General features: G+C 41.3%; 11 protein-coding genes. 8 read left to right on the top strand and 3 right to left on the bottom strand.

Annotation, left to right across the window (positions count from 1 at the left end):
- Window positions 1-180: 180 nt before the first annotated feature.
- The 5 genes from ACSFVZ_RS08455 to ACSFVZ_RS08435 all read left to right on the top strand — a co-directional run bounded on the left by ACSFVZ_RS08455 (window position 181) and on the right by ACSFVZ_RS08435 (window position 6,391).
- On the top strand, window positions 181-1,386 hold the full coding sequence (locus ACSFVZ_RS08455) for an aspartate aminotransferase family protein (RefSeq protein WP_135926351.1): 1,206 nt from the start codon (window positions 181-183) through the stop codon (window positions 1,384-1,386).
- Between the two features lie 47 nt (window positions 1,387-1,433).
- Window positions 1,434-2,468 carry an arginine N-succinyltransferase gene (gene astA / locus ACSFVZ_RS08450; RefSeq protein ID WP_135926350.1) on the top strand — a complete coding sequence of 345 codons (1,035 nt, stop codon included), beginning with the start codon at window positions 1,434-1,436 and terminating at the stop codon, window positions 2,466-2,468.
- Window positions 2,469-2,486: 18 nt separating this feature from the next.
- A complete protein-coding gene (astD, locus tag ACSFVZ_RS08445) occupies window positions 2,487-3,959 on the top strand; it encodes a succinylglutamate-semialdehyde dehydrogenase (protein WP_235383415.1) in 1,473 nt (490 codons plus the stop codon).
- Between the two features lie 40 nt (window positions 3,960-3,999).
- The gene (locus ACSFVZ_RS08440) at window positions 4,000-4,803 is read left to right on the top strand and encodes a DUF1338 domain-containing protein (RefSeq protein WP_135926348.1); all 804 of its coding nucleotides are present in this window, start codon (window positions 4,000-4,002) and stop codon (window positions 4,801-4,803) included.
- A 370-nt stretch (window positions 4,804-5,173) separates the two neighbouring features.
- A complete protein-coding gene (locus ACSFVZ_RS08435) occupies window positions 5,174-6,391 on the top strand; it encodes a type III PLP-dependent enzyme (protein WP_235383414.1) in 1,218 nt (405 codons plus the stop codon).
- 119 nt (window positions 6,392-6,510) lie between these two features.
- Here the strand turns inward: ACSFVZ_RS08435 and ACSFVZ_RS08430 are convergent, their stop codons facing one another.
- Entirely contained in the window at window positions 6,511-7,791 is a 1,281-nt protein-coding gene (locus ACSFVZ_RS08430; RefSeq protein ID WP_135926346.1) for a flavohemoglobin expression-modulating QEGLA motif protein, read from the bottom strand.
- Between the two features lie 78 nt (window positions 7,792-7,869).
- Window positions 7,870-8,736 (bottom strand): TlpA family protein disulfide reductase, encoded by an 867-nt coding sequence (locus tag ACSFVZ_RS08425; protein WP_328247986.1) that lies wholly within the window; start codon window positions 8,734-8,736, stop codon window positions 7,870-7,872.
- 189 nt (window positions 8,737-8,925) lie between these two features.
- Between ACSFVZ_RS08425 and ACSFVZ_RS08420 the strand changes: the two genes are divergently transcribed.
- The 3 genes from ACSFVZ_RS08420 to ACSFVZ_RS08410 all read left to right on the top strand — a co-directional run bounded on the left by ACSFVZ_RS08420 (window position 8,926) and on the right by ACSFVZ_RS08410 (window position 11,166).
- Window positions 8,926-9,186: a DUF3081 domain-containing protein gene (locus tag ACSFVZ_RS08420; protein WP_135926344.1), complete on the top strand. Its 261-nt coding sequence runs from the start codon at window positions 8,926-8,928 to the stop codon at window positions 9,184-9,186.
- 7 nt (window positions 9,187-9,193) lie between these two features.
- A complete protein-coding gene (locus tag ACSFVZ_RS08415) occupies window positions 9,194-9,493 on the top strand; it encodes a hypothetical protein (protein ID WP_138557731.1) in 300 nt (99 codons plus the stop codon).
- 77 nt (window positions 9,494-9,570) lie between these two features.
- Complete coding sequence (locus tag ACSFVZ_RS08410) at window positions 9,571-11,166, top strand: AbgT family transporter (RefSeq protein WP_135926342.1); 1,596 nt, start codon at window positions 9,571-9,573, stop codon at window positions 11,164-11,166.
- A 51-nt stretch (window positions 11,167-11,217) separates the two neighbouring features.
- Here ACSFVZ_RS08410 and ACSFVZ_RS08405 read toward each other — a convergent pair whose 3' ends face one another.
- Window positions 11,218-14,367, bottom strand: a complete 3,150-nt coding sequence (locus ACSFVZ_RS08405) for an Ig-like domain-containing protein (RefSeq protein ID WP_435558604.1) — start codon at window positions 14,365-14,367, stop codon at window positions 11,218-11,220.
- Window positions 14,368-14,451 lie beyond the last annotated feature (84 nt).

Here is a 14,451-nt window from a genome sequence, read left to right as displayed (position 1 = left end):
TGCTTTTTATTTTAGTCATTTTTCACAAAATAGCACTGCAAATTTAAGTTCCTAACCAAGATAATAAGAAAAATAGATAAGAAAAATAATCTCATCGTGCTTAATTAGGCAGGAACGGCTTAACTGATCTAATTTTCGCAATATACTTTTTTCATACTAAGCCAGATTTAGGTGCAACAAATGCAAGTAACAAGAGAACTTTTTAACGACGTAATGGTACCAAACTACAACCCATCAGAAGTGATCCCTGTAAAAGGTCAAGGCTCGCGTGTTTGGGATCAAGACGGTAAAGAATTTATCGATTTTGCAGGTGGTATTGCCGTTAACTGTTTAGGTCATTGTCATCCAGCTCTTGTCAATGCCCTAAAAGAGCAAGGCGAAAAAATTTGGCACTTATCAAACGTAATGACCAATGAGCCTGCACTGCGCTTAGCTAAAAAATTAACAGACGCAACGTTTGCAGATAAAGTGTACTTTGCAAACTCAGGCGCAGAGGCTAACGAAGCAGCATTAAAATTAGCGCGTCGCTGGGCATTAGATGTACACGGCGAGCAAAAAAATCAAATCATCGCGTTCAACAAGGGCTTCCACGGTCGTACATTCTTTACCGTTACCGTAGGTGGTCAAGCCGCTTACTCAGATGGTTTTGGTCCTAAGCCAGCTGCAATCGATCACTGTGATTATAACGATTTAGCAGCTTTTGAAGCACTTATCAGTGACAATACATGTGCAGTGATGATGGAACCTCTGCAAGGTGAAGGCGGTATTATTTCACCTACAAGCGAGTTTATCGAAGGTGTACGTGCATTATGTGATAAACACAATGCTTTACTTATTTTTGATGAAGTACAAACAGGTGTTGGTCGTACAGGCGATTTATACGCATACCAAGGTACTAATGTAACTCCAGATATTCTTACAACAGCTAAAGCATTAGGCGGTGGCTTCCCAATTGGTGCGATGATCACAACAGCTAGTATTGCAGAGCATCTAAAAGTTGGTACACATGGCTCTACTTACGGTGGTAACCCACTTGCATGTGCTGTAGCAGAAGCTGCTTTTGATACCGTAAATACAGCAGAAGTACTTGCTGGTGTGAAAGAGCGTGAACAGCTTTTCCGTGAAGGCTTAACGGCAATCAACAACAAATATGATGTATTTAGTGAAGTTCGTGGTAAAGGTCTTTTATTAGGCGCAGCACTAAATAGTAAATTTGAAGGCCGTGCACGTGATTTCTTAGTTGCAAGCACAAAGCATGGCTTAATGAGCCTTGTTGCTGGTACAAACGTTGTGCGCTTTACGCCATCTTTAGTGATCCCACTTGAAGATATCAAAGAAGGTTTAGCTCGCTTTGAAAAAGCGGTTGCAGACGTTGTAAACGGTTAATTCTAGTTGGCGCATGCTTTTAAGTGTGCGCCATTGGAGTGCAATTAATGCAAGTATTACGTCCTATCACAGCAAATGATTTTGCTGCGTTGAAACAAATTGCTATCGAGTCAGGCCATGGTTTTACCTCACTGCCAGTCGATGATAATTTATTACAACAAAAAATCGAACGCGCAGAACGCAGTTTTGCTAAAGATATAAATAAACCACAAGACGAAACCTACTTATTTGTACTAGAAGACAGCAAGACCGGTGACGTTATTGGCACAACAGCTATCGAAGCCGCTGTGGGTATGTCGGTTCCTTTGTACCATTATCACTTAGGAAAAACCGTTCATCACTCCCCTACACTAAATGTTTATAATACTGTCGATATCTTGAGCATGTGTAATGATTACACCGGTTGCTCTGAGATTTGTACATTGTTTTTGCGTGAGCAAAACAGAAAAGGCTTAACTGGTCGCTTTTTATCACGTTCGCGTTTTTTGTTTATGGCGCAACATAGTGAGCGTTTTGCCGATACCATCATTGCAGAAATGCGAGGTGTAAGTGATGAAGACGGTCACTCACCTTTTTGGCAATGGCTACAAGAACACTTCTTTAGCATTGAATTTCCACAAGCTGATCACTTAGTTGGCCTAGGCGATAAAGTGTTTATCAGTGAGTTAATGCCTAAGTACCCTATCTATGCCAACCTGCTTAGCAAAAAAGCACAAGCTGTCATTGGTCAGGTTCATGAAAAAACCAAACCTGCACTGAAACTTTTAGAAAAAGAAGGGTTTGAGCATCGTGGTTACGTCGACCTATTCGATGCAGGACCAACTGTAGAGGCAAAACTTGGTAATATTCGCAGTGTTCGAGAGTCACAAGTATGCCCTATTACTATAGGTGAACTTGATCATATCAATGAGAAATGCTCAGACACACTGGCAATTTGTAATCAAGGCGTGAATGACTTTAGAGCCACTTTTACTAAACATGCTCATTACAATCACGCTAAGCACACCTTAATCGTCAGCCAGGAAGTGGCAGAAGCACTTAAATTAAAACAAGGGGATGCAGCACGGTTCTTCCGTCTGTAACCACTTAAGGAGTTTAAAATGAGTGTAACAACTCAACTTATAGATAACCAATGGCAAGCTGGCCTTGGTCATGATTTTAGTTCAATCAACCCAAGTAATGGCGAGGTTGTTTGGCAAGGTAAAACCGCCACCGCTGAACAAGTAGCTGATGCAATTAAAGCAGCCCGCAATGCACAGCTTGGCTGGGCTGATATGAGCCTTGAAGATCGTATTGTTATTCTTGAAAACTTTGCAGCCGAGCTTAAAGAAAACAGCGAAGAGTTTGCGACTATTATCGCCCGTGAAACAGGAAAACCACTTTGGGAAACACGTACTGAAGTAGGTGCAATGACGGGTAAGATTGCTATCTCTATTAAGGCATACCATGAGCGCACGGGTACGACAGAAAACCCTATGCCGGGTGCTAAAGCATTTATTCGTCACAAGCCACATGGTGTTGTTGCGGTGTTTGGCCCATACAACTTCCCAGGTCATTTACCAAATGGCCATATTGTTCCTGCTATTTTAGCGGGTAATACGGTTGTATTTAAGCCATCAGAACTAACGCCTCATGTTGCTGAGTTCACCTTAAAACTTTGGCTAAAAGCAGGCTTACCAGCCGGTGTCATCAACCTTGTTCAAGGTGAAGTAGAGACAGGTATTGCTCTTGCATCTCACCAAGATATTGATGGTTTATTCTTTACGGGTAGCTCAAATACAGGTCACCTATTACATAAACAATTTGCAGGTCACCCAGGTAAAATTTTAGCACTGGAAATGGGTGGTAATAACCCACTGATCGTAAAAGATGTCGCAGATGTAAGTGCCGCTGTTCACGACATTATTCAGTCTGGTTTCATTACGTCAGGCCAACGTTGTACCTGTTCTCGTCGTTTATTTATTGAGAACTCAGCAAATGGTGATGCAATTTTAGAAAAATTAATTGCTGCAACAAAAAACATCAAAGTGGCAGACAGCTTCAGCGAAGATCAACCATTTATGGGTGCAATGATCAGCGAAAAAGCAGCACTAGGTATGGTTGCAGCTCAGCAGCAGTTACTTGATATGGGAGCGACATCTCTTGTTGAGCTTAAGCATCTCGAGCCGGGCACAGGTTTTGTAAGCCCAGGTATTATTGATGTTACTGCTGTCAAAGATATGCCAGATGAAGAGCATTTTGGTCCTCTTATCAAGGTATATCGTTATACAGATTTTGATAGCGCGATTAATGAAGCAAATAACACCTCGTTTGGTTTATCTGCAGGTTTATTAAGTGATGATAGCAACGACTACCAGCATTTCTTAAAACGTATTCGTGCCGGTATCGTTAACTGGAACCGACCAATTACAGGCGCATCAAGCGCTGCACCGTTTGGTGGTATTGGTGCCAGTGGTAACCACAGAGCAAGCGCGTATTATGCTGCTGACTACTGTGCATACCCTGTTGCTTCTGTTGAAGCCGATAAAGTTAACTTACCACAGACCCTTGCGCCGGGCTTAATTATTGAATAATTGATTGGCGGCCTTGCCGCCTTAATTGAAGGAATTAAACATGCACACAGATGTAAACGCCCTATTTGAAAATCTATGGGAAAACTATTTATCAGTTACGCCTTCGGCAGTAAAAGTACACGAGCTACTAGGCTCTACACAAAAAGATGACGTGATTAACGATCACATCGCTTTACGTACTTTTAATCACGAAAAAATCGGTTTAGAAAAACTAGCTGCGCACTTTTTAGCTGTTGGCTACAAAGAATGCGGCGAGTATCATTTCGAAGCGAAAAAACTATACGCAAAGCACTTCGAACATTCAGATCCTAAACAACCTAAAGTTTTTATCTCTGAATTACTTGTTGAGCAATGCTCAGAAGAATTACAAGCTATTGTGAACGACATGGTTGATCAGATTGACGAAAGTGCAGTAACAGCTGATAACTTCCTTTACTCTGGAACGCACTGGCAAGTAAGTTCAGACACTTACAAAAAGCTGTTAGCAGAAAGCGAATATGCAGCGTGGATGTCGGCGTGGGGTTACCGTGCTAATCACTTTACTGTGAGCATCAATGAATTAGCAAAATTCGATGATATCGAAAGTGTTAACCAAGCACTTAAAGATGCTGGGTTTGCATTGAATACATCAGGCGGCGAAATCAAAGGTTCGCCTGAGGTATTGCTTGAGCAATCTTCAACCCTTGCTGATGACAGCGAAGTGGAATTCAGCGATGGCAAAATGGCTGTACCAAGCTGTTTTTATGAGTTCGCACTACGTTATGCAAAACCAGATGGCGAGCTTTACACAGGCTTTGTAGCAGCATCTGCCGACAAAATTTTTGAGAGCACCAATGCTCGATAAGTAACGGCTTGTTAGCTAAACCAATAATTAAAAAATCCCCTTTTTTGGGGATTTTTTTCGTTTAATAAAATCTGTTTCTCTAGAGTATCAAAAATTTAAATCGTTATAATTAATTAAAAATCAACAGGTTAAAAATATATTTCTGTTTTTGAAATTTTTTATTGCGCAAATAAAAAAGCAGATCTATTATCACGCCGCTTCTTGATGATAGCCAATCCGAGTACATTACAAACACTGTTTGTAGCAAGGCGATAGAGCAACTATCCAAGAGTGTATTTGATTGCACAGAACATACTGTGCGCTTAATAACACTCAACTGACTCGGACTTCCATTTTTTTCCGGGCAGTTGCTTAATTGCCGGAGAGTAAAATGGCTATTTCAACCCTTACACAAGACTTAACAATCAAAGTACCTGCAGCGTCGGTTGCTGCAAATGAATCAATTGCACAACCATCAAACCAATTTATTGAGCAACTTGTTGCACAACATGGCGCGCCATTAATGGTGCTAGATTGTGAATCTGTTCGTCATCAATACCGTGCATTGAGCCGTGCTTTACCTGGCGTTGTTTTACACTTTGCATTAAAGCCACTGCCTCATCCTGCGGTTGTTCGTGCGCTTTTAGAAGAAGGTGCCAGCTTTGATTTAGCAACCAGCGGTGAAGTAGACTTAGTCGCCAGCCAAGGCGTACCAAGTGATCGTACTATTCACACGCACCCTATCAAACGTGATCGTGATATCCGTGATGCACTTGAATACGGTTGTAATGTGTTTGTGGTTGATAACATCAATGAATTAGAAAAGTTCATTGCATACAAAGACCAGGTGGAGTTACTTGTTCGCTTAAGTTTTCGTAATGCGGAAGCATTCGCTGATTTATCGAAAAAATTTGGTTGTAGCCCAGCAATGGCCATTGAGATTATTAGCTACGCGCAACAATTAGGTATTCGTATCAAAGGGCTGTCGTTCCATGTTGGTTCACAAACAGCGAGTCCAACTAAATATGTCACTGCCATTGCTGCATGTAACCAAGTGATTAACGATGTAGCCGCATTAGGATTACCTGCGCTTAGCACGCTTGATATCGGCGGTGGTTTCCCAGTGCCATATCACAAAGACGTGCTGCCAATTGATGAATTTTGTGCGCCGATTAATGATGCCTTAGCGCAGTTACCAGAGACAGTTCGCGTAATTGCTGAACCGGGTCGTTTTATTGTTGCTAGTGCTGTAACCAGTGTTGCATCGGTAATGGGTCAAGCGGTACGTGATGGCAAACCTTGGTATTACTTGGATGATGGTATTTACGGCTCATTCAGTGGTTTATTGTTTGATGAAGCCTCGTACCCTATCGACTCGTTCAAACAATCAAACGAACGTGTTGAGTCAGTGTTAGCAGGCCCAACTTGCGATAGCATCGACGTAGTGAGTGAGTCAATCATGCTACCAAAATTAAACAATGGTGATTTAATCATCAGCCGTATGATGGGTGCTTACACATTAGCAACCGCAACAGATTTTAACTTCTTCAAACGTGCAGAAGTTATCGTGTTGAATGATGTAGTACAGGTTGACGCACTCACCGGTTAATCGTTTCCTCGACTAAAAGCATGTAAGGCAACATGCTTTAACTCTTAAAATGCAGCTGCTCATTCCAGCTGCATTTTTTTATACCAATTCGCTTAATTAAGTCTTATTGCAGGTTGGTCTTAAATAAAGAGTGGTTTGTAATCGTTTTCTAATTGCTCAAACGACAAGTTACCAATAAAACGGCCAAAGCTCAGCCATGTTGCTAGGCCTCGTAAGTCTTTAAAGTGTGGCGGAATAAATTTAGGGTCTTCAATCACACCTAGATCATGCAATTGTGATATCAGTCTAAAATCATCAATCGAAATTTTACCGACCAATAACAAGTGCAATTGATCAATTCGACCTAACTGAATGGCAACTCGTATAAGGTTATACACCAACACGAAACCTTTGATATAGGCGATATCTTTGGTAAAAGGTAAGCCTGTTGCTGTACTGCCTCTAAACACTCGTTGTGTGAGTGTATAGCTGTCGTCTTTACTCAAACCTTGCGCTACATAGTCACGATAAATATCAACAAACTCAGCGCCATCAATAACCTTAGTAATACCTTGAATACGGTTCACTAATTTTGCTAAACGTCGTGGCGTCGACTTTAAGGTAATAATTTCGGTCAACACCGCAAGGCCTTCTTGGGTGACGGTAGAGCTCGGTGTGCCTTTACTTAAACAGGTTAAATATGGCTGAGCAAGACCGTTTTGCGTCGTACCCACATGGATCCAGCCTTCATGCACTTCAAGAATATCAAGCTCACGCTGAGAGAACTTAACATCTTGATTAAGTTTAATATTATTTGCACCAGCTGCGGCATCACTGACGATACCATCACTCAGAATGACCTCAACATCAATGCCTGGCATCGTTTGAGACACTTGAGCTGCTAGAATTTTCACCGCGTCTTCTGCATCTATATTTTTTGGATCATCAGGCAAGATATCGGCATCAAGCATACTCTTTAGTGGCTGCTCAAGCATAGTTGCAAGCTCTGAAAGTGACGGCTCTCCAGCATGGAATAAATCTTTAGGATGACCGAACAGCTCTACAGACAGATCATGAAATTCAGGGGTACCACGATACTCAATCATACTAAGTACGGTTTTATATTCAGTACACATCTTGCTCATGTATTGCGCAATCGGGTTTAGTTGCCCTAGTTGGCTGATGATATCGCGATTTAAATCAGAAAACGCACGGCGCAGTTCGCTTGGTACAAAGCCAAGGTCACGCTGTTGGTAATAGGCTTGATCAACTGTTGGGTTTTTCTGGCATTTATGCTTAAAAAACTCTTCTTTGATTTGTTTATCCCAGTTGATCGCATCAAGGATACGAATGGGTGTTTGCAGTGCGATTAATCGGTCAGATAACTCGCGTGTTTTTGCTAATAATGCCTTATCTATCATGCTCTAGGCTCACTGTGTAATGAGCCTTGAGCATAGGCTAAATTTGCATAATTACAAAGCAAAATCACACGGTTTTTATTAAAATTTAGCCTGTGTTGAGACTATTTTTCCATCGTTGTAAAGAAGTAAACTGGGTACCGAATTAATGCCATTTTCGATAAATAACTCATTTCCATAATCGATTGAAACTGGCATGGTTACAGAGAATTTATCAATATATTCTTGCACTGCACTTTGATCTGTCCATAACTGACTCACTTTAACCTCGACATCTATTCCTTGCTTTGCCAACTGATTAACATGTTGCTGCGCTAATTCACACTGCTTTGCCATTGCAGGACGAGTGTCAGCTAAGTACCAGTCGCACCATGTTGCGGTGAATAGCACTGCTTTTTTGCCTTTATTCGGAATAACCAAAGGAGCCGCTTTACCTTGCTTTTCACCTAGTAATCGCACTTTTTCAACTTTACCATTGTGTGACAACAAACGTAACGTGTTATCAAGCGGCTTATCAGCTTCGTGGCCTTGAAAAATAACTTTTTCATCGCTATCAATTAACACATGAAAAGGGGTGCCCATAAATTCATAATGTTTAGCAACCCGGCCTGTATGATCGGTAAATAATGGCATGCTAAGTGAAAAACGCTCTTTAACCTTAGCAACAGCGTGTGCATCATCATTGAGGTCGATATTAATTGCTACAAATTGAATTTTATCGCCATACTGTTCGTAAGCATGCTGAAAATGCGGCATCTGCTCCATACATGGCTTGCACCAAGTAGCCCAAAACTTTAAGTAAACTGGTTTTTTGCCTAAGTAGCTTTCAAGTTTGACTATTTTCCCTGTTTCATTTTCTAAAACAAGGGGGGCTGTATTTGCTGATATGCTTTGGCTTACAAGCAACAAGCCTGTTAGTAGTATCAGTAGTATTAATTTATAACTCATTGTGCGTCCCTCAAATAAAACCAATTTTAAGTTTAAGGTAAGACAAAATATTGTAAATTTTCGACATCTGCTGGCTAAATGCAGATTTAATGATTTATCGCAAACTAAGCCATAGAAACACTCAAAACATTAAAAATAGCACTAAACTTTTTATAGATATGCAACGTACTACATTAAAAAGGAGTCATCATGAAAAATGAACTAGACGGTAAATTAATTCTTTCTGTGTATGAAAAAATCATTCAACACGGTGAAGACCATGAAGATGGAAAGCTTTACGAAGGTATTTGCGCTTTTTCTGATATCGATGGATATACAGTCTATCTAAAAGGCAGTGGTGTATTACTTCGCTTTGGTTTTCATAATACCTATCACCTTGACTATCAACACGAAAAAAACAAAGAAGACTTTATGAAGAAAGTGCTTTATATCGCAGAGCAGGAACTATAAATAAGTAATGAAACGACGGGTAAAAGCTGAATCCAAGCAGCAAGTTGCATTTATCAATCAGGTTATTAATGAATTAAAAAATGACCCAAGTAAGCTAGATATTATTCGCGACAATCTTAGCTACTATCGTGAGCAACAGTTTCTTAAACGAGGTTTTTTACTTGCTATTGAGCGTTTTGATTGGGTGTTTGAAGCAACGAATGATGTAGAGCAAATCTGTGCGCAAATTCTAGCCGATGATTACATTGGTAAGCGTTTGCGCCGCTATCCCTTGCTATATAAGGGCGTATTGGAACGTACCTATTAGATTTCCCACCGCTAAAACATGATCTGTCCGGTAAAAAATGCTAGGTTAGCGCCATTTTGAAATAACGAGAACTGGACATGTCAAAAACTATAAACTCTCACAACACCCATGAGGGTGGCAATAATGGGTTGTTTAACCGATTTTTAGCCACCGTTGAATTTTTGGGTAATATGCTCCCCCACCCAATCACATTATTTGCAATGTTTTGTGTTGCTATTATTGTATTTAGTGGCATTGCAGATTGGTATGGTTTAAGTGCCATCGACCCACGCCCAGAAGGCGCTGCTGGACGCGACCCCGATGGTGTTATTGAAGTTGTCAGCCTGCTCAGTGCCGAAGGCCTACAGCGTATCGTCACTGGTCTTGTTACAAACTTTACAAGCTTTGCACCACTTGGCACAGTACTGGTTGCTTTATTAGGTGTGAGTGTTGCAGAGCACTCAGGTTTACTTTCTGCAGCTATGCGAGGCATGGTAATGGGCGCGTCTAAACGCCTAGTTACTTTCATGGTGGTATTTGCTGCGATTTTATCAAATACAGCATCAGAGCTTGGTTATGTCGTACTGATTCCACTAGCAGCCATGATATTCCACAGCCTTGGTCGCCACCCACTTGCGGGCCTTGCTGCAGCATTTGCAGGTGTTTCAGGCGGTTACAGTGCCAACCTATTGCTAGGCACCATTGACCCTCTTCTTGCTGGTATTACTACACCTGCAGCACAAATGATTGATCCAAATTACCAAGTTGGCGCTGAAGCAAACTGGTATTTCATGATGATCTCAGTATTTTTAATTGCCATTTTAGGCACGTTCGTTACCGAGAAAATCGTTGAGCCACGCCTTGGCAAATACAACCCAGATGAAGCAAGCAATGATTTACCTAAAAATGACATTGCAGGTTTAACCGATAAAGAAAAATCAGGCCTTAAGTGGGCGGGTGTGTCACTGTTAGTGGTATCATTATTACTTGCATGGACAATTGTTCCTGAAGACGGCATTTTGCGTAACCCAGAAACAGGCCTTGTTGCACACTCACCATTTTTAAAAGGCATTGTGGTATTCATCTTTGTTACTTTCGGTATTCCGGGTTTTGTTTACGGCCGTGTTGTTGGCACTATGAAAAACGATAAAGATGTCATTGATGCCATGAGTAAAAGCATGAGCTCGATGGGGATGTACATTGTGCTGGTTTTCTTTGCCGCGCAGTTCGTTGCCTTTTTTAAATGGACTAACCTAGGCACAATTTTAGCGATTAACGGCGCTGCTCTGTTACAAGCTCTAAACCTAACAGGTCCAGAAGTATTCGTGCTATTCATTTTAATGTGTGCATTGGTAAACTTAAGTTTGGGATCTTCTTCAGCGCAGTGGGCTGTAACTGCACCTATCTTCGTGCCAATGTTAATGCTAATTGGCTACGCGCCAGAAACTATTCAAGCGGCGTATCGAATTGGTGACTCAGTTACTAACCTTATTACACCAATGATGAGCTATTTTGGCTTGATACTGGCTGTTGCAACTAAGTATAAGAAAGACATGGGTATTGGTACATTGGTTGCGACCATGCTTCCGTACAGTATGATCTTCTTTGTTGGTTGGGTGGCGTTATTCTACTTATGGGTATTTGTACTGGGCTTCCCTGTTGGCCCTGAATCACCGATTTACTATCAACCTTAATCTCATCAAAGAGATGAAAAAAGCCAAGCTAATGCTTGGCTTTTTTATTTTTTAACGGCGTACTTTTTGCGAGTAACGTCTATAAAGCGTATATAAGAAGAGATAAACAATTAAACCTAGAGGTAATGAACCTCCACGTGTTTTACTCTCAACAGTTACCCGTTTTTTAGAGTTCACTAAAACATTAAATTGCCCCTCAACAGTACCACCATCACCGTCTGATACTGTAAATGTCACCGTATCGATCCCTTCAAAACCAACGTTTGGTGTATAGGTTAAGGTGTTATCAGCATTGATAATGACCGTACCATTATTTGCCGATGCGAAAATAATAATGAATGAATTATTATCTTCATCTGACACATTTGTTAAAACGTCTACAGTTACTGGGTTTTGATCCTCAGTGCTTACATCCACGATGAGAGAAATACTTGGTGCTTTATTTTCAACAACATCAACATTTACCTTAGCGTAGCTTGAACCACCTTGACCATCAGAGATTGCATAGGTAATGCTTGCCGTTCCTAGATGCTCTGCTTGTGGAGTGAAATACAATTGATTATTAGCAATACTAACTTGGCCAATATCAACTGAGGCAGATGTTAAGGTCAATGAGTCGCCATCAGCATCACTATCATTTGATAACACATCAAGATAAGCAGCTGTATTACGTTTAACCACAACAGTATCGTTTTGCGCATCAGGTTTAGTATTTGTGCCGGCTAACGTTGCTAAACCACTTGGGTCTTCGATTGCACGATTGACTAGTCCATCCGCATCATTAGGACCACCATCTTCGATAGTCAATTGCACACACCAGTAGCCTTCTTTTAAGCCTTCTTCATATTGTGCATCACGAGGTGGTGGGCAGAACCCCTCAACACCCGGTGCTGAAGCGATACTATTCTTACTATCTACGACAAACTCAGTCCAACCTATAGGCATCAACTTGCGATAAACCGCATTGCTCGGAACCGGAGAAAATTGCGCCATAACAATACTCACAGATTGCCCTGGCACTGGTATATCAGTCACATTGAAGTCAAATACACCATTTTCATAGTTAAAGCTTGCATCAACAACGTTGTTTTGACTGTTACTTGCGAATTGCTCAACTTCTTCTCCAGTAATTCCCGTTTGCGTACCGTGTGCAACAAAGGCAACATGTCCTAGGCTAAGCTGCAAGCCTGGCTCTGTTTCCATTAAGAAAAACTCACTTTCGTTGAACTTCTCTTGCAACACATTTTTCGCCAAAGAGACTGAATCGATATAATCAGGAATACCGTCATTATCACTGTCACCATAACCTTCTTGTAGATCACTAATACCGTCAAAATCGGTATCTTCTGAAGTGAGTAACGGTGCAGACTCTAAAATTGTTAATTCTAATTTCATTGAGCCTGTTTTATCACCATCACTGGCAACAATGGTAAATTGATAAGTACCATTTTCCACATTGCTAGGGTCAAAGCTAAATTGATCGTCAATCTGATCGATATCTACAATACTGTCGCTCGACACACTCCAATCATAACTATGGGTATCAGCTAAGTTTGCATCGATCACTAATGAACTAATCGTCACTTCACCAGCATGCTTATCTATTATTCGTGTAGTAAGGCCGTTTTGACTTGCAAATAATTGTACGCTTGGCGCGACATTACCCTCTGCAATAGTCAATGTATGTGTACCTAAAGGACCAATTACAGCACTTTGTGGATCAGACAGGCTAACTACGACTGTTTCGCTGCCTTCTTCAAACTCATCTTGTGCTAAATTTACAATAAGTTGCGCCTCTCGCTGTCCTTTGTTAAAGACAAACTCTCCATCCACTAAATCATGGTCAAGCCCTTGTGTTGCATCGCCTGACACTGAGTATGGAACAATAACAGGGTAACTTACTGCATCACCATTGAGAATGGCTTTAATCGTCACTGTTGTCCCTTCTGTAGCTGTTTGGTCTTTACTAAAGTTGACTTGGGGTACAACATGGATCAGCTGAGTTGCCGAAACTTGGTCACTGCCTTCACCAGCAGTCCACACAACGGTATGGGTACCTGATGCAAAAAATCCTTTAGAGCTAGCTGTTACTCGCACTGGATTACCTAAAGAATCAAGTGCAATCGCCGTTCCCATGTTTACTTTTGTGAATAACCCCTCAGATGCAATTGTTCTGTCATCTGGCGCTGTAATTGTAATGTTCTGTGATGTTGAGACTAACGAAACAACTAAAGTCACTTCGGTTATTTCACCACTGCTATCTCTAATTTGGTAAGTGATTACAACTTCACCAATCATTCCAACAGGTGCGAGATACTCAAGCTTATTATCAACAATCCGGACAACACCTGCACTGGCTGTAGCATTGAGAATAGTTAACTCATCGCCATCTGCATCACGATCATTTGCCAGCACGTCTAAAATCACAAACTCATTTAAGTCAGTATTAATCGTAAAGCTATCCGGCACAGAGATAGGTGCATCACTTACTGGATTTACTATGATAGTAACGGTGGCAAGCTCTGAACTTACTTTTCCATCTGATACTTGATAACTAAAGCTGTCAGTACCGTAAAAGTCAGCATTAGGCTGGTACGTGAAACTATTAGCATCCATCGTTAACGTACCATTACTAACCGGTGTCACTAGGTTGAATGTCAGATCATCGCCATTTTCATCAAAATAGCTGAGTGTAAAGGTGATGCTCTCGTCTTCATTTGTGCTAAGTTGTTCACCGTTAGCCACAGGCGCAGTGTTTGCAATAATAACAGGGCTGGTTGCACCCGATGTAAAGGTCTCAGTATTACCGTTGCCATCAACATAGGTTACTACAACCGTTATCGTCGCGCCGATATCAGCATCGGTTAGCATGTACTCCGATAGTGTTGCACCCGAAATTAATACCCCATTGCGCAGCCATTGATAGGTAAATTCACCTACGCCATCAGGGTCTTCAATGGTTGACTCAACACGCAAGGTTTGACCTTGTTTAGCCTCGCCACTGATACTAATACCACCGGTTGCTTCATCGTTAACATCGGCAACTGTGATAACAAAGGTTTGTGTATCAGTTAATCCTTCGGCATCAGTTACTAATAAAGTAACAGCATGAGTACCCACATCATCATTAGTGGGTGTACCACTTAGCTCACCTGTTGCAAGATTAAAATTAAGCCAACTTGGCAGTTCTGGGGCGCTCAACTTATAGTGATCTGATTTAATGGCACCGCACACTTTTGTGAAGGATAATTAGTCCAACAACAAAGGTGTGAAAATGACCCAACG

Origin of the sequence: Pseudoalteromonas nanhaiensis (genome assembly GCF_051235485.1) — a bacterium.
GTDB classification, from domain to species: Bacteria; Pseudomonadota; Gammaproteobacteria; order Enterobacterales; family Alteromonadaceae; genus Pseudoalteromonas; species Pseudoalteromonas lipolytica_C.
The sequence above is the reverse complement of the archived record's forward strand: the minus strand, read 5'-3'. Positions and strand labels throughout refer to the sequence as shown.